Genomic DNA, 21856 nt, shown 5'->3' with positions numbered 1-21856 from the left:
CCCAGAGCTGCCACGCATGGTCAAAGAAAGATTTTTTCAAAACTGACGGTTGAGCGAAACATCGCTGCAGCCGATACCGCGTCAACCGATCAGGCGCGGGTATTCCATTGCCGGACAGCGATCCATCACGACCTTGATGCCGGCGGCCTCCGCCTTGGCCGCGGCAGCGTCATGCCTCACCGACAGCTGCCCCCAGATCGCCTTCGGCAAGATCTCGAGAGCCAGGATTTCGTCGACGAGCGCCGGCAGGGCATCGGCGGCGCGGAAGACATCGACCATGTCGATCGGCTGCTTGATGTCGGCGAGCCTTCCAATCACAGGCTGATCAAGAATTGTCTTGCCGACATGGCCGGGATTGATCGGGATGACGCGATAGCCCTTGCGCAGAAGGAACGCCATGACGCGGTGGCTCGGCCGCTCGGCGTTCGGCGACGCGCCGACGAGGGCGATCGTCTTGGCCGAGCGCAGGATATCGGCAAGGTAATAATCCGGGTAGGCGTCGTGGTTCATGGTCTGATCCGAACTCATCTGTTAACGCGTGCATCGTTTGCACGGTGGTGGCGCCTGTCAATCGAACGCCCGATGGCAGCGGCGACGCTGCCCACGCCGCACTCCTGCCAGTTTCCGGTTGCTTTTCCCGTACAGTGGCGCGACAAGGCTGGCAACGGCCTACACCATCGTCCGAGGTTTCATCTTGCCCCTTGATGTCATTGCACTCGTCCTTTTCGGGGCGCTGTTGCACGCGACCTGGAATGCCCTGGTCAAGGCGGGCTCGGAAAAATCGCTCGATGCGGCCATGATCGCGCTCGGCGCGGCCGCCGTCGCGATCCCCTTCCTGCCGTTCCTGCCTCTGCCGCAGCCAGAAGCATGGCCGTACATCCTGGTGTCGGCGCTCTTCCAGTTTGCCTATTTCCAGCTGGTTGCAGCTTCCTACCGTGCCGGCGATATCGGCCTCGTCTATCCATTGATGCGCGGCGTCGCTCCGTTGATCGTCGCCTCCACCAGCAGTCTCATCATCGGTGAGCAGCTGACGACCGGCGCCATGGCAGGCGTGCTGACGATCAGCGTCGGCGTTCTCACGCTCGCGTTCGAATCGCGAAAGGGCGGCAAACACGCGATAATATTGGCATTGCTCAATGCCTGCGTGATCGCCTGCTATACCTTTGTCGACGGTATCGGCGCCCGCGTTTCGGGCAATGCCATCTCGTACACGCTGTGGATGGCGCTGCTTCCGCCGGTCCTTCTGTTTACCTGGGCCTTTGCCCGACGCGGCATCAAACCGGTCGCCCGCCACGTCTACAAGAACTGGTGGCGCGGCCTCATCGGCGGCGCCGGCTCCATTGGTGCCTACGGTCTGGCACTGTGGGCGATGACGAAGGCGCCGGTCGCTTCCGTCGCCGCCCTGCGCGAAACCTCGATCCTGTTCGCCGTCGTCATCTCGGTGGTGTTTCTGAAAGAACGCGTCAGCATCTGGCGCATTGCGGCGGCCTGCGTCATCGCGCTCGGCGCGCTTCTCCTGAAACTGGCATAGGCAAGATTTACTTGAAACCAAACTCGCTTTTCAGGATCTCGAAAAGTTCCCGTGCTGCTCGTTCGTCCACTTGGAACGTCTGACTGAGCTTGCCAACATCCTGACGACTATCCCTGCCGTAAGTGGAAATCTGCATTAGGCGGCGTCCATCGAAATCTTGGACGAACAGCTTCGCATCCACTTCGTCATGGAGTTGAAACCGGCTGATTTCACCACGCTCAAATTTTGTTATTCGGGCCATTAATCTACCTTCCACTCCGGCATGCGTTTACCGAGGAAAGCACCGATGCCGTTTTCGGCGTCGCCCGCCAGCATGTTTTCGACCATAACGCCGACGGCGTAATCATAGGCCTCGGGAAGGCTCATTTCGGCCTGGCGATAGAAGGCTTCCTTGCCGATCTTCAATGCCTGCGGCGATTTCGAGGCGATGACGGCCGCGTACTTGTCGACGACCTGGCGAAGATACTGTTGCGGCACGATGCGATTGACGAGGCCGAAATCCTTGGCGGTCGATGCGTCGATCGTCTCGCCGGTCAAAAGCATCTCCATCGCCTGCTTGCGGTGGGATGCACGCGACAGCGCCACCATCGGCGTCGAGCAGAACAGGCCGATATTGACGCCCGGCGTGCAGAAGGTGGAGCTGTCGGTGCAGATCGCCAGATCGCAGCTGGCAACCAGTTGGCAGCCCGCCGCCGTCGCGAGACCGTCGATCTCGGCGAGGACTGCCTGGGGCAACCGTGTGATCTTCATCATCAGGTCTGCTGCCAGGCGGATCGTCGTTTCGAAGAATGCCCTGCCCCCGTCGGCATCGGCCCTGTGCGCGGTCATTTCCTTGAGGTCATGGCCCGCAGAAAACAGCTTGCCGGACGCCGAGAGCACGACGACGCGGATGTCCTTGGAATGGGCAACGGCGTCGAGCGCCGTGTGCAGGGCTTCCATAAGCTCGATCGAAAGCACGTTGGCGGGCGGACTGTTGAGCGTCAGCCGGAGCACCGGCCCCGAGACTTCACGCTGCAGCAATCCGCTTGGCTCTTCCTTCCGAAATGAAACAACGTCCGCCATGCTCTTCTCCTGCTGTCCTGTCTCATTCAATCGATCGGTACGTGGTACGCCGCCGCCTGCGTGCTTTCAAGTCAGCGATCACCACCGCGCCTAAGACCTTTTTCCGCCTTGCGCAAAAGAGCATACCGGCTTCACTTGGCGCGAAAGCTTGCACAAAGGAAACCTGCCGATGACGATCCAGCCCATCATGACAGTCGAGGAGCTGAACCGGTTTCTCGATACGGACTTCCCGCAGGTCCATACGGACGGAAAGGTCTTCCATGTCACTGACACCGGCCCCGGATTTGCGACGATGCGGCTCGATCCGAACGAACGTCATATCCGGCCGGGCGGCACCGTGTCGGGCCCGACGCTTTTCGCGCTGGCGGACGTTTCCGCCTATATCGCCCTGATCGCCCATATCGGGCCGGTGGCGCTGGCCGTCACCACCAGTCTCAACATCAATTTTCTGCGCAAGCCCGATCCGCGGCCACTCGAATGCACCTGCCGCATCCTCAAGCTCGGCAAGAGATTGGCCGTTCTCGATGCGTCGATAGCCATGGTCGGCAGCGACGATCTCGTGGCCCATGCGACGGCGACCTATTCGATTCCGCCGCGGTAATTTGAGGTATCAAAATACCACAAGTATAACACATTGTTTTTACTTCACTTTATTTCACAGCGACGAAATCGCTGTTGTTGACGCCCATTTCGCGCTTGCGTATAAGCTCCCTCAGATCGCGGTCCCCTTCGGGCCGCTTTCTTCTTTTGGCTGAAATTCAGCCAAAACCAAGCAACAAGAAACGCCCAGCGGTTCGCCGCTCGGGTCCAGAGAAAGAGTTTTGTTATGGGAACCTTCGTTCAGAAGCCTGCAGAGGTGGAGAAGAAGTGGATCATCATCGACGCCGAAGGCCTCGTTGTCGGTCGCCTCGCTTCCATCATCGCGAACCGCCTGCGCGGCAAGCACAAAGCCACCTTCACGCCGCATGTTGACGATGGCGACAACGTCATCGTGATCAACGCCGAGAAGGCCGTGCTCACGGGCAAGAAGTACACCGACAAGAAGTACTACTGGCACACCGGCTACCCCGGCGGCATCAAGGAGCGCACTGCGCGCCAGATCATCGAAGGCCGCTTCCCGGAGCGCGTCCTCGAGAAGGCCGTCGAGCGCATGGTTCCGCGCGGCCCGCTCGGCCGTCGCCAGATGAAGAACCTGCGCGTATACGCAGGCTCGAACCACCCGCATGAAGCACAGCAGCCGGCCGTCCTCGACGTCGCCAAGCTGAACAGCAAGAACACAAGGAGCGCCTAATGGCCGACCTTTCCGCTCTCAAGGAAATCGCCACGACTGCGGAACCGGCAGCTCCGGTTCACGTCAAGAAGGTCGACGCTCAGGGCCGCTCCTATGCGACCGGCAAGCGTAAGAACGCTGTTGCCCGCGTATGGGTCAAGCCCGGCTCGGGCAAGATCACCATCAACGGCAAGCCGTACCTCGACTACTTCGCTCGTCCGGTTCTGCAGATGATCCTGCAGCAGCCGATCGTCGCAGCTGCCCGTGACGGCCAGTTCGACATCGACGCGACGGTCGCCGGCGGCGGTCTCTCCGGCCAGGCCGGTGCCGTTCGTCACGGCATCTCCAAGGCGCTCACCTACTTCGAACCGGGCCTGCGCTCGGTCCTGAAGAAGGGCGGCTTCCTGACCCGCGACAGCCGTGTCGTTGAACGTAAGAAGTACGGCAAGGCCAAGGCCCGTCGTTCGTTCCAGTTCTCCAAGCGTTAATCGCTGGAAGACACTGCATCTTGGAAGGCCGGGTTCGCCCGGCCTTTTTTCGTTTCAGATCGGCAATTCCGTCGTCGATTTCAGTTCGCGCAGCACGAAGCTCGACACCACCGTGCGCACATGCGGATTGCGCATCAGGTAGCGCGTCATGAAGGCGTCGTAGCTGTCGACGTCGTTTGCCCGGATCTTCAGCATGTAGTCGAAGGTGCCCGACAGCGCGTAGCACTCCATGATCTCCGGCCGGTCGCGCACGACCGCCGAGAAGGCGGCAATCGCCTCGTCGTGATGATCCTCCAGCGTCACGTGGGCAATGATGCACAGTTTCAGATCGAGTTTTGACGGATCCAGCAGCGCCACCCGCTTGCGGATCACCCCGTCGGCCTCAAGCTCCTGAAGCCGCCGCCAGGTCGAGCTTTGCGACATGCCCGCCCGTTCCGCGAGTTCCGACAGGGACTGGCCGCTATCGGCCTGAATCAGCCGCAGCAGCTTCCGCAACGGTTGGGAAGTTTCCTTCAAATCCGATGACATTCCGAAATTTCCTCCCGCAACAGCGTCCTCCACCGGCAACTGTGAAACAAATACTCGCTCCATTCGCGATACAATTGCAACAACTTGGTGTTTTGGCGAAGAGGAGACGTCATGCCGAAAGAAAGCAGCTACACCGCGAAACTACCCGAGCCGGACGGCAGCTATCATTACACGCCCGAAGAGGACGCGATTTGGGGCGAGCTTTACCAGCGGCAGATGAAGCTGCTCGCCGACAAGGCCTGCGACGAATATCTGGAGGGTGCATGTAAACTCGGTCTTGGCCCGGAACGTGTTCCGCAGTTGCAGGACGTCAACCGCCGCCTGCAGGAAACCACCGGCTTCGGCGTCGAAGGCGTACCGGCGCTGATTCCGCCCTCGCGGTTCTACGAGCTTCTGTCAGAGGGCAAGTTTCCGCTCGCGACCTTCATCCGCCGGCGCGAACATATCGACTACATCGAAGAGCCCGATATCTTCCACGAAGTGTTCGGCCACTGCCCGCTCCTGACCAACCAGAGCTACGCCCATTTCGTCCGCCGCTTCGGCGAAAAGGCCGTAGCCCTCGGCAAGGGCTATTCCTGGCACATGTTCCGGATCTTCTGGTTCACCGTGGAGTTCGGCCTGATCAACACGCCGCAAGGACGGCGCTGCTTCGGTGCCGGCATCGTGTCGTCGCCGAACGAGACCCGCACGGCGATGGAACCTTCGGCCAGCGAATTCCGGTCCTTCGACCTGATGACCGTGCTGCGCACGCCCTACCGCATCGATATCGTCCAGCCGATCTATTATGTCATCGACAGCTTCGCACAGCTTGAGGCGATCATCGAGGAGGACATTGGCGCGCGGATCAACGAGGCCAAGGCGCTTGGCGACTTCGCGCCGACCTACGAAGCCAAGGCGTCCTGACAGCATTACAGCGCCACGCGTCAAACATGACGCACAGATGGCGCTGTAACGACATGAATATACTGCATAATTTATCCTTTGATCGGAATCGATCTAAAGGAGTGCGCAGGAGAATTCGCCGGCAGGGACTTGCCTTGCCGGCGACGATTGTCCAACGTCTCGCCATACACGGGAGACGGGATATGGCGAACAGGACGATCGATCACGCGCTGACTGCGCGCTCACTGACTTCGGCGGCATCGGACCCGACGCATGCCGGCATTCTCTCCTTCATGCGACGAAAATATTCAAAGCAGCTGAAAGACGTCGAAGCCGTCGTCTGGGGTATCCCCTTTGACGCCGCCACCTCAAACCGTCCCGGTGCCCGCTTCGGGCCGCAGGCGATCCGCCGCGCATCGGCGATCTTCGACAACGATCCGCAGTACCCGTTCGAGCGCGATCTCTTCGCCGAGATGGCGACCATCGACTACGGCGACTGCCTGCTCGATTACGGCAACCACTCGAAAACACCGGCAACGATCGAGCGTGAAACGGCAAAGATCCTGATGAGCGGCGCCTATCTCCAGACACTGGGCGGCGACCATTTCGTCACCTATCCGATCCTCAAGGCGCACGCTGCGATCCACGGCCCCCTCGCCCTCGTCCAGTTCGACGCGCATCAGGACACCTGGCCGGACGAACGCGGCCGCATCGATCATGGCTCCTTTGTCGGCCGTGCAGCGCGCGCTGGCCTCATCGACACCGACGCTTCGATCCAGATCGGTATTCGCACCCATGCGCCGGAGGATTGCGGTATCCGCATTCTCTATGGCTACGACATCGAGGAAATGAGCGTCGCAGACATTGCAGACGCCATCATCCAGCAGGTCGGGGAACGCAAGGCCTATCTGACGTTTGACATCGATTGCCTCGACCCGGCCTATGCGCCCGGCACCGGCACGCCCGTTGCCGGCGGACCGTCCAGCTCAAAGATGCTTTCGGTTCTGCGCAGGCTGGGTGCACTGACGGTCGTCGGCAGCGATGTGGTAGAAGTCGCACCCGCCTATGACCACGCCGATATCACCGCCATCGCCGGTGCCACCGTCGCCATGTACATGCTTGGCCTGCATGCCGAAAAGCTGGCGGAGCGCTCGACGCTGCGCTGATCGCACGGCCATCAATCGAGATTGAGCAGTCCCGCATTCTGGCGTTGGCGAAGATGCTGGTCGACGAGCGAGCGGTCCGGGCAGGTGTGGTAGTATCCGCCGCAGGCGTCACGCAGGCGCGCCAGCGCCTTAAATGTCGGCGATGTCGGCAGGCCGGCGGCCTCGATCAGGCTTGCCGAGAGGAAGCCGACATCCAGCGGCTTGGCAAAAGGCCGCATATCGATCTCGCGCCCGTAGGCGTAGACCGAATAGTAGGTCTTGTAGGCGAGCGATCTGAGGTCGGCAAAGACATTGCCTGCGGGCGCATCAGCCAGCAGATAGTCCTTGGTGGCAACTGCTTGGTGATCGCCGAAATCGAGAACGACAGTGCCATTGGGGCCTGGCGCCTCCTGGCGCTTGCTGCGAAAATCCTGAAGATCTTGCTTTGCGAGCGCCACACGGCGCAGGTACTCGTTGGGTTCGGCGTCAGGGGCGAGAGCCTTGCCCGGTAACGCGTCCGTCGGCACAAGGCTCATATCATAGGGACCGTGCGGAAAGAGCGTCTGCATGGCAATGAACAACGGACGCCGATCCTTCTCGCGATGCTGTCGAACGATCCGTTCGACAGCATCGAAATAGAAGCTGTCGCGCACGAAATGCGATTTCGGCTTCATCGCGTCGAAGTCGACGATCTCCTGAAAACCGATCGACGTCAGGAATGGCCCCTCGTTGACGAAACTCGCCTGCATCGGCATCACCGCGACGGTGCGATAACCGCATCGCGCCAACAGACTTGGCAGGCTCGTCTTCACCCTACCCTCGAGGATTTGCGTGACATAGGGGCTTTGCCAACCAAAGTCCGCACCGGATAATCCTGTCATGACGGAAAAGTTCGTGACCCATGTGCCGCCGCCGAACGTCTCGACCTGCAGGGGATGCACCTGGCCGTCCTGCGACTGGAACGACGCGCTCATCCATTCCGGAACGTTCACCTGCGGGAAGTAGCTGGGGCTCGTCTGGCTCTCGCTGAGCACGACAAAAAGGTCGGGTTTGCTCGCGGCCACGTCGCAGCTGATGTCGTCGCGAAGGCTGCCCTTCGCCTCGACATTTTCAAGCCGATCGGCAAGTACGATACGCCCGAGCGGAAATTCGAGATCGCCGATCGAGACAAAAAAGGACGAGGCGTCGTAGCCGGAGATGTAATGGACGTAGTCCGGCTCGTCCTTCTTGTCGGGATAGAGAACGAAGACGCCGGCTGCCATGGCGAAAAGCAGGCCGGCGCGAACGCCAAAAGAGCGTCCCGACGGACGATCGCTGCGAAATGCCATGATCAGGAACACGAGCGCTGCGATCAGCGCCGCGACGCCAACGATCAGAAGATGGAAATAGGAACCGACGAGAAAGGAGAGCGCGGATCGATCGAGACCGGTGAAGGCGAAATCGAAGACGTGAAGGGAAAAGCCCTTGAGGCGGAACTTGACCTCCGACATCGCCGCAATCAGCAAGACCGTCAGGCCCGCAGCCCAAAGCGAAAAAGCCGGCCGACGCGACAACAGGAATAGCAATGCGGCGATCGCCAGCGTCACCGTGACGAGGAAGGGCACGAACCGCCACCGCGTATCGAAGTAGTGCAAGGCTTGCAGCAGCGCGAGAAACGCCAGCGCGATAGGCAGCGGGTGCCTGAGCACGCGCCCAGCCTTCTCCATAACGCTCTTCACCCGCCGCTTCCCCATGACAGTTTTATGACAATTCTTCAGATGCAGAATTGCCGGGCAGAAGGCAACCTTTAGGTTGCAAATCGCAAGTCATGGTTAAGGGCGCAAAGTGCGCCGCCGCGCCACCAATCCGCCGCGAGCACCGGCTGCACGGTTGCGGGCTCCGGCCGCTGCTTATATATGAACACGACCGCGCCACCGGGCGGGCGCTCGACGCGCGAACGGTGCGTTGAGAAACTGAATCAAATCTGTGTCAGATTGATTCCGCAATGACTCGTAACCTTCTGGAAGAACGGGAAAATCATGAAACCGAAGATCTTCATCGATGGCGAACACGGCACCACCGGGTTGCAGATCCGCACCCGCATGGCCGGCCGCAGCGATCTCGAACTCCTGTCGATACCGGAAGCCGAGCGACGCAACGCCGCGATGCGTGAAGATCTTCTGAACAATGCCGACATCGCCATCCTCTGCCTGCCGGACGACGCCTCACGCGAGGCCGTTTCCATGGTCTCGGGCAACAACCGGGTGCGCATCATCGATACCTCGACCGCACACCGGATCGCACCGGACTGGGCCTATGGCTTTGCGGAGATGGACAGCGCGCAGCCGGCCAAGATCCGCGACGCCCGCCATGTTGCCAATCCCGGCTGCTACCCGACAGGCGCCATCGGCGTCATCCGGCCGCTGCGCCAGGCCGGCATTCTGCCCGATGGCTACCCGGTGACGGTCAACGCCGTTTCCGGCTATACGGGTGGTGGCAAGCAGATGATCGCGCAGATGGAAGACGAGGCGAACCCGGACCACATCAGCGCGCCGCATTTCCTCTACGGCCTGACGCTCAAGCACAAGCACGTGCCTGAAATGAAGATGCACGGGCTGCTCGACCGCGCTCCGGTCTTTGCGCCTTCAGTCGGCAAATTCCCGCAGGGCATGATCGTGCAGGTCCCGCTCTATCTCGACGATCTCGCCTCCGGCGCGACGATCGAGAGCATTCATTCCGCATTGGTCGAGCATTATGCCGGGCAGTCGATCGTCGAGGTCGTCCCGCTTGCCGCCAGTGAGAAGCTCGGGCGTATCGATGCGACGGAGCTCGCCGGCGCAGACACGATGAAGCTCTTCGTGTTCGGCACGCCGGGCAGAACCCACGTGAACCTGGTCGCCCTGCTCGACAACCTCGGCAAGGGCGCCTCAGGTGCGGCCGTCCAGAACATGGATTTGATGCTGTCGGCCTGATCGGCGACAGCGTCACAAACAAAAAGCCCGGCGAGACGTTCGCCGGGCTTTTTTTATTGATGCGGCAGGCTTTAGCTGCGCAGCTCGATGGCCGTCGGCTTCGGATATTCGCCGATAAAACCGCGCCAATGGGCAATGGCGAAGCCGAGCACCACCAGCGCGCCGCCCTGATGCAGGACGCCCCAGCCGACCGGCACCTGTAGCAACAACGTGGTGATGCCGATCACCGCCTGAATGCCGATGAGCACGAACAGCAACACCGACCGGCGCGCATGAGTGGACTGAGGGGCGGCCTTCACCGAGGCGATCACGTGCATCAGCGCCAGTGCGAAGAGCACGTAAGCGCCGATCCGGTGGATGAACTGCACGGTCTTCGGGTTCTCGAAGACGTTGATCCACCAGGGATGCTGCAGGAACAGATCGGACGGGATCAAAGCGCCATCCATCAGCGGCCAGGTGTTGTAGCTGAAACCCGCATCAAGGCCGGCCACCAGCGCGCCGAGATAAATCTGGAACAGGCTCATGATGGCGATGATCGCTGCCATCTTACGCGAGCGATCTGTCGGCGCGGCGTCGCCTGAATGCGGACAAAGCCCGCGCTGGATCCACATGCAGGCGGCAAAGATCAGGCAGGCGATGACGAGGTGGGTTGCGAGGCGATACTGACTGACTTCGGTTCGCTCCACCAGGCCAGAGGATACCATCCACCAGCCGATGAACCCCTGGAAGCCGCCAAGCGCCAGAATCCCGAGCAGCGGCCACCGCAGGCGGCGTTCGACCCGACCGGTGAACCAGAAGAAGGCGAGCGGAACAGCAAAAATCACGCCGATCGTGCGGGCCAGCAGCCGATGCGCCCATTCCCACCAGAAAATCGTCTTGAACTCGCCGACGGTCATGCCCTTGTTGACCTGCTGATATTGCGGAATGCGCTGGTAGAGCTGAAACTCTTCTTCCCACTCCTCAGCCGTCAGCGGTGGGATGACGCCGTGGATCGGCTTCCATTCGGTGATCGACAGGCCGGATTCCGTCAGACGGGTTGCGCCACCGACAAGCACGAGCGCAAACAGCGTGAAGAGAACGACGACCAGCCAGCCGCGGATCTGCCGGCGGTTGCGATCGGCCCTGCCGATCTCGCTTCGGAGCATCTGTTCTGTCGCCAATTCGACGCCTGCCATGGTTTTCCCTCTGGTATCGCGGGGTTGGCGGCAGGGGATCGGGCGGTTCATCGCCGCGCCTGCCGGAAAGCCGTTGATTTGCACCAGAGCGGCATGCAAAACAAGGCCGAACCCTTTGCGGCATGCCGTCGCGGCCGGATATCGCACCCTTTGAAAGAAATGAAATGCCCGTACGTCTCAGAAAGCTGATCGGCACGATCCTGATCATCATCCTCGTCATCGTCTATGCGCTCGCCGCGGTGACTTTCGCTTCGTTGCTGCTCGGTGCCGCCCCGTGGTGGGTGCATCTGATGTACTTCTTCTTTACCGGCCTGCTTTGGGTGCTGCCGGCCATGCTGATCATCAAGTGGATGGAAAAGCCGGCGAAGGACCGCTGAGCCTTAAGGGAACGCCGATGAAGGTTGCGATCATTTCCGATATCCATGGCAACGACCTCGCGCTTGAGGCGGTGCTTGCGGATATTGACGCGTTGGGCATCACCGACATCGTCAATCTCGGCGATCACGTCAGCGGGCCGCTCAACGCCGCCCGCACTGCCGATATCCTGATGGCGCGCGACATCCCGTCGATATCCGGAAATCATGACCGATACCTTCTGACGCTCGACGCCGCCGACATGGGGCTGTCCGACCGCGCCGCCCACGCGGAATTGCAGCCTCGGCATATCGAATGGCTGGCGACATTGCCGGCCACCCGCATCTATCGCGATGCGCTCTTTCTTTGCCATGGCACGCCAGGGAGCGACGAAACCTACTGGCTCGAAGCATTGACGGCGGAGGGCGTCGTCCATCATGCGGCACGCAGCGCCATCGAAGCCTTCGCGACAGGCATCACGCAGCCCGTCATTCTCTGCGGCCACACGCACATTCCCCGGGCGATCCGCCTTGCGGACGGACGGCTCGTGGTCAACCCCGGCAGTGTCGGCTGCCCAGGCTACACTGACGATCACCCGGTCGCCCACAAGGTCGAGGTCGGCTCACCGGATGCGCGCTACGCCATCATCGAGCGTTCCGGCGACAATTGGAGCACGACGTTCCGCACGGTCCCTTATGACCACCAGGCGATGTCGAGGCTGGCGGGACAGCGCGACCGTCCGGAATGGGCAGAGGCCCTTGCATCGGGTTTTCTCGGCGCTTAGCCGCACTGGCTTCATGCTTTGCTAACTGCATTCTCCGGTTGTTGCCCGTGGGCACCGGCGATATTTGAGGTATTAAGCGGATCGTAGCGGAGTGTCAGTTCAATGGCAGCAGAAACCCGCATCCGGACGGCTTTGCCGATGTTGAACACTGAACTCACCATAGGCCGATCGGGCCAGCGAGGTGCAAAAGCTGCGTCAAGGTCCGACGCCGCCGTGAGCCGGTTCGAGATTTCCGTCCACGATACGGTTGCATCGCTGGAGCAGGAATGGCGCTCACTCGATGCCCATGCACTCAATTCTCTACATCAGAGTTACGACTGGTGCGTCGCCTGGGCGCAAGTCCATGACCGTGAACTGCTGATCATTCGCGGCACCTTCGATGGCGAATTGCTCTTCATCTTGCCGCTGGAGATCGTGTCTGGTCGCCTGTTCAACACGGCTCGGCTGATCGGTGCACCGCACAGCAATCTCAACACCGGGCTTTTTGCGACGGACACACTGCCCATTTCCTCGGCCGAGTTTGCCGATCTGTTGACGCGTGCACTCCATCACCACCTGCGCCACAAGGTCGACCTCGTGACGCTCGAAAAGACACCACACGACTGGCGCGGAACCGCAAGCCCGCTGACACGCCTGCCCGGCGTGAAGCACCAGAACGCCTCGTTTCAATTGCCGCTGCTTTCGAGTTTTGAAAAAACGCTCGCCCAGGTGAATGCAAAGCGCCGGCGCAAGAAAATGCGGATTTCAGAACGGCGGCTGGACGCGCTCGGGGGCTATGACTACGTGGTTGCCGAGAACCCGCAGGACGCAGAGGAGTTGCTCGACGTCTTCTTCCGTCAGAAGGCGGTCCGGTTTGCAGCCCTTGGTCTTCCCGACGTTTTCCATGATTATCGGACACGCGCATTCTTTCATGCGATCGCCGGCCGCCGTAGCGTCGCCGACGACGAGTTGCTCGAACTCAATGCCATCCGCCTCAGGGGTGAACATGGTGGGCGCATCGTCGCTGTCGCCGGTCTTTCGCGAAAGGCCGACCATGTCATATGCCAATTCGGCTCGATCGACGAGGAACTGGCGGGCGATGCCAGTCCTGGTGAGCTTCTGTTCTATAGAATGATCGAGAGGCTCTGCGGAAAGGATGTGACACTCTTCGACTTCGGGGTCGGCGACCAGCCCTATAAGCGCTCGTGGTGCACCATTGAAACGCCGCTCAGGGATGTCGTCTTGCCGCTGACGCTGCGCGGTCGCCTGGCTGCCTGCTATCACCGGGCCGTGGTGCGGGCAAAGGCGACGATCAAGGCGAACAAGGCCGTCTATGCCTTCCTCCAGCGCGCGCGCAGCCGCAAAATACACACCGACCGACGGACTACCGACGCCGATAGCGCTTAGGCGGCACCGACCGCGCGACGCTCAATTCGCAATTTGAAAACGGCGCCGTGCCTGCTCATGCCGCATCGCGATCGGTATAGTCCGGGCCCGTTTCACCGCGCCCGGTCATCAGCACGATGTCGCGATAGCCTGCCTCGCCGAAACCGGTCAGGACTTCGACGATCCTTTCATCGCTGACCGACGGTGCCGACAGGATGATCTCAGCATCGCCACGACGGGCAATCTTGTCGACGGCTCCCTCGTCGGCCGGTCCGCATTCGACCAAAACCAGATCATAAGCATTGGTCAACGCATCGATGATCATCTGCAGCCGCTCGATGCCGCGCATCGCCGTTCGCGGATCGGCATCCCCTTGCGGAATGATATGCGCATCGGAGAATCGGTCGGCATGGATGGTTTCGGTGAATGGCACCTCGCCCGCGAGCAGATTGGTGATACCGGGGAGTTGCGCCGAGCGTGCCATCAGGCGGGTTGGACAGGCGGAACCCGTCAGGTCGATCAGCACGACCTTTCGATCTTCTTCGGCGATCAGGCGCGCCAGCATGACCGTCGCCGTCGATCCTTCGTCGCCGCCCGGTGAAACCGAGATTGCGATCCGAACTTCGTTTTCCCGCAGGTGATCGGCAACCGCTTCGATCGAGAAGTCCGGTTCGGCCGTCTCGCCGTCTGGCGCCTTCACGACATCCTCCGCTTCGGCTGCAACAAGCGGCGCAAGAGGCGGCAGATCGATGGCATCGTTCAACTCAGACGATATCACCGGCTTGTCGTCGCCGGCATCCGCCGCAGCGACAACGGCGATTGCCGGTCTCGAGGGGGCTGGCCGCCGCTCGGTGCCGGCCGACACCGGCCGCAACGCGCGGCCGCTGAAAAGCTCCCCAAGCATGATGATGATGCAGCTCAAAAGAAAGGTCGCAAGGGCCGCAACGATGGTGATGGGCATCACTTTGGGGAAGCTGGCGCCCGTGGGAACCACCGCACTCGAAATGACGCGGGCATCGGCGGGCGTTGCATTCTCGACCGTGCGCGATGTCGCTTCGCGGTAACGTGCCAGATAAGTCTCAAGCAGCTGCCGCTGGGCAGTTGCTTCGCGCTCAAGCGCGCGCAGGCCCACCTCTTCCTCGCCGGCCTGAGCCGATTTTGCCTTGAGCGCGTTCAACTGCTGGGTCAATTGCTGCTCGCGCAACGCGCCGACCTGGGCTTCATTTTCAAGGCTGCTGAGGATTTTACGCGTTTCCGAGCGGATTTGCGCCCTGATGCCCTCGACCTGCGATTTCAGTGCCTTCAGTCGTGGATGGCCGTCCAGCAGCGTCGTCGAAAGGTCGGCCACCTGCCCCTGCAGGTTCGCCTCCGTCTCCTTGAGGCGCTGGATCATCGGTGAACTGACGACATCGGCAATGGTGTCCGCGTCGCGGCCACTCGCCAGTGCCGCCCGCACGCCCTCGGCGCGCGCCTCGGCATTGGCCCGCTCACCGCGCACACGGGTCAGCTCGGTCGATATATCGGTGAGTTGCCGGGTGGCAAAATTCGTGGTCTCGCCGGTCGGCAGCAGATCGGAAGACGAACGATAGGCCGCGACCTTGGCTTCGGCGTCCCTCACCTTCTCGCGCAGATTAGCGATTTCCGGCTCCAGCCAGCGGCTCGCCTCGGAATTGGTGTCAAGCTTTGCACCGCTTTGCACCGACAGGAAGACCTTGGCCATCTCGTTCGGGATCGCGGCCGCCAGCTGTCGATCCTTCGACGTAAAGGCGATCGCGATCACACGCGATTTCTCCACCTGATAGACCTGCAGCTTCGACGTGAACTCTTTCAGCACCCGCTCTTCCGGCGGCATTTCCAACGGGTTCTTCCTCAAGCCAAGCATGACCATCAGATCGGAAACCGCCGAAGGATCGGCCGAAGGATCAAACTCCTTCAGCTCGTACAGCTTCATGTTTCGCGCAACCTGCTTGATCAGGTCGGCCGAGCGCAGCACCTGAACCTGGCTCAAGATGCCGGATTCGTCGAAGACGCGGTCTGACCCGGTCTGCGCATTCTGGTTCGAGCCGCTGAATTCCGGTTCCCGTGATTCGATGAGGACGCGTGTCTCGCTTTGAAAGTCCGGCGCAATCATCTTTGCGGCGCCGAAAGCGAGGGCTGCAACACACCCCGTGGCGAGCAATACCTTGACGCGTCGATCCCACACGGCGCGGAACAGCCCGCCGAGATCGATATCCACATCTTGTTGTCCGCTGCCGTTTCCCGACATGCTTATGGCTCCGAACCTTATAATTTCGCTGGAGGGTAAATGAACATGGTAACGCAAGGGTTAATAGTCGCTCAACCTTTGGGCGATTGCCCCCTCCTTCGAGCGGGCCAGTCCCGCTGAAAATTCTACCGCGAGTTTACCAGCTATTAACCCTAACAGATCGATAACGACGAAAGAGGTGGTCGTTTCCGGAGCCCAAGAGCAGCATGTCAACCGCAGGTATGAAGACGGGTCTCGCTATTGCGGTGGCAGCACTGTCGATGTTGCTCGGCGGCTGCACAAGCTACCAGCCGGCACCCAAGGCGTTCAGCGAGGCAACGATCCAGCCCTACCGGCTGGACAGCGGCGACCGGCTACGCATCAACGTCTTTGAGCAGGCGGGCCTCAGCGGTACCTATACGGTCGATCAGGCGGGCTACGTTGCCTTCCCGCTGATCGGCACAGTCGCCTCCCGTGGCCACACACTGCCCGAACTCGAAGGCATGATCGCAGCGAAGTTGAAGCAAGGCTATCTGCGCGACCCCGATGTCACCATCGAGGTCGATCGCTATCGTTCGGTCTTTATCATGGGCGAAGTCGGCCAGGCTGGGCAGTATGCCTATGTGCCGGGAATGACGGTGCAGAACGCGATCGCGGTTGCCGGCGGTTTCTCGCCGCGCGCCAACCAGGCGAGCGCCGACGTCACGCGCAAGATCAACGGCCGCATCATCACCGGCCGCGTGCCCATCACCGATGCCGTGCTGGCCGGCGATACGATTTACATTCGCGAACGGCTGTTCTGATCTCGATGCAGCCGCAGCACCCCTTGCGCATCATTCACTGCTTCAGATCGCCTGTTGGCGGAATATTCCGCCATGTGCGTGATCTGGCAGAGGCGCATGCGGCAGCCGGGCACCAGGTCGGCATCCTCTGCGACAGCACGACCGGTGGAGCCTACGAGGATTCACTTTTCGACGAAATCCGGCCCTATCTGGCATTGGGTCTCGTGCGCATGCCGATCCATCGTTCGATCGGCCCAATGGACTTTGCCGCGCTCTGGCGCTGCTACAAGGAAATCAGAAGTTTGCAACCGGATGTGCTGCATGGGCACGGTGCCAAGGGTGGCGCCATCGCCCGCCTCATCGGTTCAGCCTTGCGGGTGAACAGGTATCGCGTAGCCCGCCTCTATTCGCCTCACGGCGGCAGTCTCCACTACAACCCTAAATCATTCGCCGGGAGAATGGTTTTCCCGCTGGAACGACTTCAGGAACGCCTCACCGACGCCCTGGTCTTCGTCTGCGATTTCGAACGCCAGACCTATCTTACCAAGGTCGGAAAACCACGCGCGCGCTACGAACTGATCTACAATGGCATCGACGATCGCGAATTCGAGGCCATAGAGGCGTGCCCGGACGCGGTCGATTTCCTCTATATCGGCATGATGCGGGACCTCAAGGGTCCCGATCTGTTTGTTGACGCCTTCGCCCGCACCGAACGGATCGTCGGCCGCCCGCTTTCTGCCCTGATGGTCGGCGATGGCCCACAGCAGCAGAAGTATCGCGACTTGACGCTTGAGCAGGGACTGGGGAAGCGGATCGCCATGCGCCCTGCCATGAACGCCCGTGAAGCCTTTGCGCTGGCGCGGAACATCGTCATTCCGTCCCGGGCGGAATCGATGCCCTACATTGTCCTCGAAGCATTGGCGGCGCAAAAGCCGGTGATCGCCAGTCGGGTCGGCGGCATACCGGAAATCCTCGGCGAACGCAGCGCCGCCCTGGCGAGCCCGGCAGATGCGCAGTCACTTGCCACGATCATGGCTTCGGCAGTCGTCGAGAAGGACTGGTCAGCCCGCGTCATGCCTGCTCCAAAGACATTCAAGTCCCGGTTCGCCGCCTCGGTCATGACGGCCGAGGCGCTGCGGCTCTATGGGGATTTGTGCCGAAACCAATCGGCCCAGGCCCCTTCGAAGGCTGCAACGTAAGCGTTTCTTAGTGGCTTTCTGCTATCCCGGCTGAGGACTTCAGTGCCGGAAGGAAGCCATGAACGAGTTTAAGCGGTCGGAAGCCTTCGACCCGGAAGCGCTTCGCAAGAAAATATCGGAAATCCGCACCCGTGCGCCGGACGAAATGGCCGGCGGCGAGACATCTACGGAGCTCAACCCCCTGGCCCGGCAGATTGCCGAACAGTTCAGCGCCGACACCTATTCGCCGGCGATGATCATGGGGCTGATGCGGCTGTTCGAGTTCTGTGCGCTTTTCGCCATCGGTTACGCCATCAATGCGCTTTATGTGCAGCCGGGCTTCGATCAGTTGCCGCTGTATCTTGCGATCCTCGTTGGCGGTTCCGCGCTCGCCGTTGCCGCCATGCAGCTCGCCGACACCTACCAAGTCCCCGCCCTTCGCGCCTGGCTGCGGTTCACGCCACGCATCCTCGCGTCCTGGGCAATCGCGTTTGGTGGCATTGCCGTCGCCCTCTTCTTCCTCAAGTCCGGTCACCAGTATTCGCGTGTGTGGTTTGGCGGCTGGTTCGTCGCCGGTGCGGTCTTCCTCGTCGCGGAACGGGCCTTCATCGCCTATTCCATTCGACACTGGGCCCGCAACGGCACGATGGAGCGTCGTGCCGTCGTCGTCGGTGGCGGCCAGCCGGCCAAGGACCTGATCCGCACCCTCGAACACCAGACCGACAACGACATCAGGATCTGCGGCATCTTCGACGACCGCGACGAACGCCGGTCTCCGAATGTCATCGCCGGCTATCCAAAGCTTGGAACCGTCGACGAACTGGTCGAGTTCGCGCGCCTGGCGCGCATCGACATGTTGATCATCTCGCTGCCGCTGACCGCTGAAAAACGCATCCTGCAGCTGTTGAAAAAGCTCTGGATCCTGCCGGTCGATATCCGCCTGGCGGCGCATGCCAACAACCTTCGCTTCCGCCCGCGCAGCTATTCCCATGTCGGCGAAGTGCCGATGCTCGATATCTTCGACAAACCGATCGCCGATTGGGATTCCGTTGCCAAACGTGGCTTCGACATCTTCTTCAGCGTCGTCGCCCTGGTATTGTTGTGGCCGGTCATGCTGGGCGCTGCGATTGCGGTCAAAACCACCTCGCCCGGCCCCATCATCTTCAAGCAGAAGCGCCACGGCTTCAACAACGAGACCATCGAGGTTTACAAGTTCCGCTCGATGTACACGCATTTGAGCGATCCGACCGCCCGCAACGCCGTGACGAAAGGCGACCCCCGTGTCACCGCGGTCGGGCGCTTCATCCGCAAGTCGTCGATCGACGAACTGCCGCAGATCTTCAACGTGCTCAAGGGCGAGCTTTCGCTCGTCGGCCCGCGTCCGCACGCCGTGCTGGCACAGACGCAGAACCGTACCTATTCCGATGTCGTCGAAGGCTATTTTGCTCGCCACCGCGTCAAGCCCGGGGTTACCGGCTGGGCACAGATCAACGGCTGGCGCGGCGAGATCGACAACGACGACAAGATCCGCCTGCGCACCGCCTTCGATCTTCACTACATCGAGAACTGGTCGCTGCTCTTCGACCTGAGGATCCTGTTCCTGACGCCGTTCCGGCTGCTCAACACGGAAAATGCCTATTGAGCACCGTCGACACATCACAGCCGGTCGTCTTCCGGCCGCAACTTGCAGCACTTTCCCTGTTCGGTTCGTGGCTGGTTGCGCTTGCTGTGTTCCTGTCGGGTTTCGTAATCGCCGAACCGGCGCCCTATGAGCTGTTCCTCGTGGTGCTCATCGGCCTTTGGGCGCTCTTCGGCCTGAAGATCTCGCGTTTTGTGGCACCATTGCTGACACTGCTCACCCTGTTCATGATCGGCGGAATCCTGTCGCTAATGACGATGGTCGACCTGACCAAGGGGCCGATGTACATGGCGGTCTCAGGCTTTCTGGCGCTGTCGTCCGTCTTCTTCGCAGCGATCATCGAGGACCGCCATCAACGGCTCGCGCTCATTTTCAACGCCTGGGTCGCCGCCGCCGTCCTGACTGCCCTGCTCGGCATCTTCGGGTATTTCGGCGCAATTCCCGGGGCGGAGAATTTCACGCTCTATGATCGTGCGAAAGGCGCATTTCAGGATCCGAACGTCTTCGGTCCGTTTCTGGCTGTCCCGTCGCTTTACCTGATCCACGGATTGTTGACCCAGCCCGTGCAAAGGGCACCGCCGAAGATCGCAGCCCTGCTTATCCTGGCGCTGGGCGTGTTCCTGTCGTTCTCGCGCGCCGCCTGGGCGCTGAACCTATTCTGCGTCGTCGCCTTCATTTTCGTGATGTTGCTGAAGGAGCGCAACGGTCTATTTCGCCTGCGCATCCTGGTCATTGCGCTGGTGGGCGGACTTTTCGTCGTGGGCGCATTGCTGGCGGCCCTGCAATCGGAGCAGGTGGCGACCCTCTTTTCCAGCCGTTCGCAACTGGTGCAGGACTATGACGGCGGCCATCTCGGCCGCTTCGACCGTCACCGAATCGGTTTCCTGATGTCGATGGAGAAGCCGTTCGGCATCGGCCCGATGGTCTTCAGCACGATCTTCCCCGAGGACGAACATAATGTCTGGCTGAAGTCGCTGACGTCCTATGGCTGGCTCGGATTCGTGAGCTATGTGGCGCTGATCATCTGGACGCTGTCGCTTGGCTTTCGCTTCCTGTTGCTCGACCGGCCCTGGCAAACCTACCTCATGATCGCCTGGGTGGTGCTGATCGGCCATGTCGGCGTCGGCAACGTCATCGACACCGACCACTGGCGCCACTTCTACATGCTTGTCGGCATCGTCTGGGGCTGTGCCGCGCTCGAGTATCGACACCGCCTGAAGGCGCGCACCGGATGGCAGCCATGAACATGGAATATCCCTTGTCAAATCGCCCCTCTCCCGCGCCCTTGCGCGTGCTCGAAGTGCTCGAGCCGAGCGGTGGCGGTTCCGGCCGGCATTTCATCGATCTTTGTCGCGGCATGCATCTGCGCGGCCATCATGTCGAGGCGGTCTATTCACCGGTGCGGGCCGAGGAAAGTTTCGTCCGCGAGCTCAAGGCCGTCGGCCTGCCCGCAGTCCACGCCGTCGAGATGAAGCGTGCCCCAGGCCCCTCAGACGTCCCAGCCTTTCTGGCGCTGCGCCGGATCATGCGCCATCATGGTCCGTTCGACATCGTTCACGGCCACAGCTCCAAGGCCGGGGCGCTGACGCGCCTGCGCTTGCCCGGTCGCCACGTCCCACGTATCTACACGCCGCATGCCTTCCGCACTCTGGACCCGACGCTCGGGCGCGGCGGCAGGCTGATCTATGGTGCGATCGAATGGGGTCTCGCCTGGTTCTATACCGATCACCTCATCTGCGTTTCCGACGACGAGCTTTGCCACGCCCAGTCGCTGCATATGCCGGATGAGCGGATGTCGGTGATCGTCAACGGCGTCGCTCCGCCCTCACCCGATATGGCAGCGACCATCCGTGCAAGCTTCGGCATTGCGCCGGATGCATTTGTCTTCGGGTTCATCGGTCGCCTGACCGCACAAAAGGCCCCCGAGCGGCTCCTTGCCGCCTTCCGGCACGTCGCCGGATCGGTGAAGAACAGCCACCTCGTCATGGTCGGCGCCGGCGAAATGGAGGGCCGTCTTCGGCAAGCCATGGCTGAGAGCGGCCTGCAGAACCGCATGCACCTGACATCGGCGTTCACCGGTCCGCAAGCGGCACCGGCTTTCGACGTGCTGGTCATGCCCAGCCGCTACGAGGCGATGTCTTATGTGATGCTGGAAGGTGCCGCGGCCGGCAAGCCCATCATCGCCACGGACATCGGGGGCGCGCGGACCGTGATCGAGGATGGCGGCAACGGCTTCATCGTGCAGAACAGCGACGATGTCTCCGAACTTGCCAAGACCATGGTCGCTGCAGCCGCGCCCGACACCTTCGCCAGGCTTGCATCGGCAGCCGACAGGCTGAAATCACGCTTCACGCTCGATACCATGCTCGATCGAACCGAGATGCTCTATTGGAAGCTGGCGGAGCGCCGGCGCGTCAGCGCAATGGCCTGACAGGTGCCACTAGGAAGGGCACCCGCTCTTGAAGAGACGATCCCAT

Annotated in this window: 22 protein-coding genes; 15 read left to right on the top strand and 7 right to left on the bottom strand. The window is 61.2% G+C overall.

From position 1 onward, the window contains the following. Positions 1 to 81 precede the first annotated feature (81 nt). On the bottom strand, positions 82 to 510 hold the full coding sequence (locus AC1Q80_RS23690) for a CoA-binding protein (RefSeq protein ID WP_492362033.1): 429 nt from the start codon (positions 508 to 510) through the stop codon (positions 82 to 84). Between the two features lie 184 nt (positions 511 to 694). On the opposite strand from AC1Q80_RS23690, the gene AC1Q80_RS23685 reads away from it, so the two are divergent. Then, complete coding sequence (locus tag AC1Q80_RS23685; protein ID WP_209791238.1) at positions 695 to 1531, top strand: EamA family transporter; 837 nt, start codon at positions 695 to 697, stop codon at positions 1529 to 1531. 7 nt (positions 1532 to 1538) lie between these two features. On the opposite strand, the gene AC1Q80_RS23680 is transcribed toward AC1Q80_RS23685, so the two are convergent. Both AC1Q80_RS23680 and AC1Q80_RS23675 read right to left on the bottom strand, forming a co-directional pair. Next, entirely contained in the window at positions 1539 to 1772 is a 234-nt protein-coding gene (locus tag AC1Q80_RS23680) for a methionyl-tRNA formyltransferase (protein WP_209791237.1), read from the bottom strand. Next, a complete protein-coding gene (locus AC1Q80_RS23675) occupies positions 1772 to 2593 on the bottom strand; it encodes an enoyl-CoA hydratase (RefSeq protein WP_492362032.1) in 822 nt (273 codons plus the stop codon). Before AC1Q80_RS23675 ends, AC1Q80_RS23680 begins: the two co-directional genes overlap by 1 nt. Positions 2594 to 2762: 169 nt before the next feature. Here AC1Q80_RS23675 and AC1Q80_RS23670 point away from each other — a divergent pair, with 169 nt between their 5' ends. The 3 genes from AC1Q80_RS23670 to rpsI all read left to right on the top strand — a co-directional run bounded on the left by AC1Q80_RS23670 (position 2763) and on the right by rpsI (position 4351). Then, the gene (locus tag AC1Q80_RS23670) at positions 2763 to 3194 is read left to right on the top strand and encodes a PaaI family thioesterase (RefSeq protein ID WP_173419655.1); all 432 of its coding nucleotides are present in this window, start codon (positions 2763 to 2765) and stop codon (positions 3192 to 3194) included. 225 nt (positions 3195 to 3419) lie between these two features. Next, positions 3420 to 3884 (top strand): 50S ribosomal protein L13, encoded by a 465-nt coding sequence (gene rplM / locus AC1Q80_RS23665; protein WP_112809941.1) that lies wholly within the window; start codon positions 3420 to 3422, stop codon positions 3882 to 3884. Beyond that, the gene (gene rpsI, locus AC1Q80_RS23660; RefSeq protein ID WP_112809942.1) at positions 3884 to 4351 is read left to right on the top strand and encodes a 30S ribosomal protein S9; all 468 of its coding nucleotides are present in this window, start codon (positions 3884 to 3886) and stop codon (positions 4349 to 4351) included. Before rplM ends, rpsI begins: the two co-directional genes overlap by 1 nt. Positions 4352 to 4405: 54 nt before the next feature. Here the strand turns inward: rpsI and AC1Q80_RS23655 are convergent, their stop codons facing one another. After that, positions 4406 to 4879, bottom strand: a complete 474-nt coding sequence (locus tag AC1Q80_RS23655) for an Lrp/AsnC family transcriptional regulator (RefSeq protein ID WP_209791235.1) — start codon at positions 4877 to 4879, stop codon at positions 4406 to 4408. Between the two features lie 111 nt (positions 4880 to 4990). Between AC1Q80_RS23655 and AC1Q80_RS23650 the strand changes: the two genes are divergently transcribed. Next, positions 4991 to 5782 carry a phenylalanine 4-monooxygenase gene (locus AC1Q80_RS23650; RefSeq protein ID WP_492362031.1) on the top strand — a complete coding sequence of 264 codons (792 nt, stop codon included), beginning with the start codon at positions 4991 to 4993 and terminating at the stop codon, positions 5780 to 5782. Positions 5783 to 5964: 182 nt separating this feature from the next. Next, a complete protein-coding gene (gene speB / locus AC1Q80_RS23645) occupies positions 5965 to 6927 on the top strand; it encodes an agmatinase (RefSeq protein ID WP_492362030.1) in 963 nt (320 codons plus the stop codon). A gap of 11 nt (positions 6928 to 6938) precedes the next feature. On the opposite strand, the gene AC1Q80_RS23640 is transcribed toward speB, so the two are convergent. After that, on the bottom strand, positions 6939 to 8624 hold the full coding sequence (locus tag AC1Q80_RS23640; protein WP_492362029.1) for a sulfatase-like hydrolase/transferase: 1686 nt from the start codon (positions 8622 to 8624) through the stop codon (positions 6939 to 6941). A gap of 300 nt (positions 8625 to 8924) precedes the next feature. On the opposite strand from AC1Q80_RS23640, the gene argC reads away from it, so the two are divergent. Then, positions 8925 to 9857: an N-acetyl-gamma-glutamyl-phosphate reductase gene (argC, locus tag AC1Q80_RS23635; protein WP_492362028.1), complete on the top strand. Its 933-nt coding sequence runs from the start codon at positions 8925 to 8927 to the stop codon at positions 9855 to 9857. 71 nt (positions 9858 to 9928) lie between these two features. Here argC and AC1Q80_RS23630 read toward each other — a convergent pair whose 3' ends face one another. After that, positions 9929 to 11032, bottom strand: a complete 1104-nt coding sequence (locus AC1Q80_RS23630) for a COX15/CtaA family protein (RefSeq protein WP_173419649.1) — start codon at positions 11030 to 11032, stop codon at positions 9929 to 9931. Positions 11033 to 11196: 164 nt separating this feature from the next. Here AC1Q80_RS23630 and AC1Q80_RS23625 point away from each other — a divergent pair, with 164 nt between their 5' ends. From AC1Q80_RS23625 to AC1Q80_RS23615, 3 genes are all read left to right on the top strand, one after another. Next, positions 11197 to 11409, top strand: coding sequence for a DUF2842 domain-containing protein (locus tag AC1Q80_RS23625; protein WP_025426549.1), 213 nt, complete (start codon positions 11197 to 11199; stop codon positions 11407 to 11409). A 17-nt stretch (positions 11410 to 11426) separates the two neighbouring features. After that, positions 11427 to 12170: a metallophosphoesterase family protein gene (locus AC1Q80_RS23620; RefSeq protein WP_492362027.1), complete on the top strand. Its 744-nt coding sequence runs from the start codon at positions 11427 to 11429 to the stop codon at positions 12168 to 12170. 138 nt (positions 12171 to 12308) lie between these two features. After that, positions 12309 to 13556, top strand: a complete 1248-nt coding sequence (locus AC1Q80_RS23615; RefSeq protein WP_492362092.1) for a GNAT family N-acetyltransferase — start codon at positions 12309 to 12311, stop codon at positions 13554 to 13556. Between the two features lie 55 nt (positions 13557 to 13611). Here the strand turns inward: AC1Q80_RS23615 and AC1Q80_RS23610 are convergent, their stop codons facing one another. Next, complete coding sequence (locus AC1Q80_RS23610; RefSeq protein ID WP_492362026.1) at positions 13612 to 15801, bottom strand: GumC family protein; 2190 nt, start codon at positions 15799 to 15801, stop codon at positions 13612 to 13614. A gap of 206 nt (positions 15802 to 16007) precedes the next feature. Between AC1Q80_RS23610 and AC1Q80_RS23605 the strand changes: the two genes are divergently transcribed. The 5 genes from AC1Q80_RS23605 to AC1Q80_RS23585 are packed head-to-tail and all read left to right on the top strand — an operon-like array spanning position 16008 to position 21810. Beyond that, positions 16008 to 16583, top strand: coding sequence for a polysaccharide biosynthesis/export family protein (locus tag AC1Q80_RS23605; protein ID WP_173419646.1), 576 nt, complete (start codon positions 16008 to 16010; stop codon positions 16581 to 16583). A 5-nt stretch (positions 16584 to 16588) separates the two neighbouring features. Next, the gene (locus AC1Q80_RS23600; protein WP_492362025.1) at positions 16589 to 17761 is read left to right on the top strand and encodes a glycosyltransferase family 4 protein; all 1173 of its coding nucleotides are present in this window, start codon (positions 16589 to 16591) and stop codon (positions 17759 to 17761) included. A gap of 58 nt (positions 17762 to 17819) precedes the next feature. Next, positions 17820 to 19382 carry an undecaprenyl-phosphate glucose phosphotransferase gene (locus AC1Q80_RS23595; protein ID WP_173419644.1) on the top strand — a complete coding sequence of 521 codons (1563 nt, stop codon included), beginning with the start codon at positions 17820 to 17822 and terminating at the stop codon, positions 19380 to 19382. Continuing rightward, positions 19379 to 20623, top strand: coding sequence for an O-antigen ligase family protein (locus tag AC1Q80_RS23590; RefSeq protein ID WP_492362024.1), 1245 nt, complete (start codon positions 19379 to 19381; stop codon positions 20621 to 20623). The genes AC1Q80_RS23595 and AC1Q80_RS23590 overlap by 4 nt, the downstream gene beginning before the upstream one ends. After that, complete coding sequence (locus AC1Q80_RS23585) at positions 20620 to 21810, top strand: glycosyltransferase family 4 protein (RefSeq protein WP_492362023.1); 1191 nt, start codon at positions 20620 to 20622, stop codon at positions 21808 to 21810. Before AC1Q80_RS23590 ends, AC1Q80_RS23585 begins: the two co-directional genes overlap by 4 nt. Positions 21811 to 21856: the final 46 nt, after the last annotated feature.

It is taken from the genome of Ensifer sp. GW823-FHT05D09 (assembly GCF_058795755.1).
Note: the sequence above shows the minus strand (reverse complement) of the source record. Positions and strands in the feature narration are given on the sequence as shown.

What these genes read in the sequence shown, in the direction of transcription:
- AC1Q80_RS23690 (WP_492362033.1), bottom strand. Translation starts at nt 510, where the DNA reads ATGAACCACGACGCCTACCCGGATTATTACCTTGCCGATATCCTGCGC.
- AC1Q80_RS23680 (WP_209791237.1), bottom strand. Translation starts at nt 1,772, where the DNA reads ATGGCCCGAATAACAAAATTTGAGCGTGGTGAAATCAGCCGGTTTCAA.
- AC1Q80_RS23675 (WP_492362032.1), bottom strand. Translation starts at nt 2,593, where the DNA reads ATGGCGGACGTTGTTTCATTTCGGAAGGAAGAGCCAAGCGGATTGCTG.
- AC1Q80_RS23670 (WP_173419655.1), top strand. Translation starts at nt 2,763, where the DNA reads ATGACGATCCAGCCCATCATGACAGTCGAGGAGCTGAACCGGTTTCTC.
- rplM (WP_112809941.1), top strand. Translation starts at nt 3,420, where the DNA reads ATGGGAACCTTCGTTCAGAAGCCTGCAGAGGTGGAGAAGAAGTGGATC.
- rpsI (WP_112809942.1), top strand. Translation starts at nt 3,884, where the DNA reads ATGGCCGACCTTTCCGCTCTCAAGGAAATCGCCACGACTGCGGAACCG.
- AC1Q80_RS23655 (WP_209791235.1), bottom strand. Translation starts at nt 4,879, where the DNA reads ATGTCATCGGATTTGAAGGAAACTTCCCAACCGTTGCGGAAGCTGCTG.
- AC1Q80_RS23650 (WP_492362031.1), top strand. Translation starts at nt 4,991, where the DNA reads ATGCCGAAAGAAAGCAGCTACACCGCGAAACTACCCGAGCCGGACGGC.
- speB (WP_492362030.1), top strand. Translation starts at nt 5,965, where the DNA reads ATGGCGAACAGGACGATCGATCACGCGCTGACTGCGCGCTCACTGACT.
- argC (WP_492362028.1), top strand. Translation starts at nt 8,925, where the DNA reads ATGAAACCGAAGATCTTCATCGATGGCGAACACGGCACCACCGGGTTG.
- AC1Q80_RS23630 (WP_173419649.1), bottom strand. Translation starts at nt 11,032, where the DNA reads ATGGCAGGCGTCGAATTGGCGACAGAACAGATGCTCCGAAGCGAGATC.
- AC1Q80_RS23625 (WP_025426549.1), top strand. Translation starts at nt 11,197, where the DNA reads ATGCCCGTACGTCTCAGAAAGCTGATCGGCACGATCCTGATCATCATC.
- AC1Q80_RS23620 (WP_492362027.1), top strand. Translation starts at nt 11,427, where the DNA reads ATGAAGGTTGCGATCATTTCCGATATCCATGGCAACGACCTCGCGCTT.
- AC1Q80_RS23615 (WP_492362092.1), top strand. Translation starts at nt 12,309, where the DNA reads ATGTTGAACACTGAACTCACCATAGGCCGATCGGGCCAGCGAGGTGCA.
- AC1Q80_RS23610 (WP_492362026.1), bottom strand. Translation starts at nt 15,801, where the DNA reads ATGTCGGGAAACGGCAGCGGACAACAAGATGTGGATATCGATCTCGGC.
- AC1Q80_RS23605 (WP_173419646.1), top strand. Translation starts at nt 16,008, where the DNA reads ATGTCAACCGCAGGTATGAAGACGGGTCTCGCTATTGCGGTGGCAGCA.
- AC1Q80_RS23600 (WP_492362025.1), top strand. Translation starts at nt 16,589, where the DNA reads ATGCAGCCGCAGCACCCCTTGCGCATCATTCACTGCTTCAGATCGCCT.
- AC1Q80_RS23595 (WP_173419644.1), top strand. Translation starts at nt 17,820, where the DNA reads ATGAACGAGTTTAAGCGGTCGGAAGCCTTCGACCCGGAAGCGCTTCGC.
- AC1Q80_RS23585 (WP_492362023.1), top strand. Translation starts at nt 20,620, where the DNA reads ATGAACATGGAATATCCCTTGTCAAATCGCCCCTCTCCCGCGCCCTTG.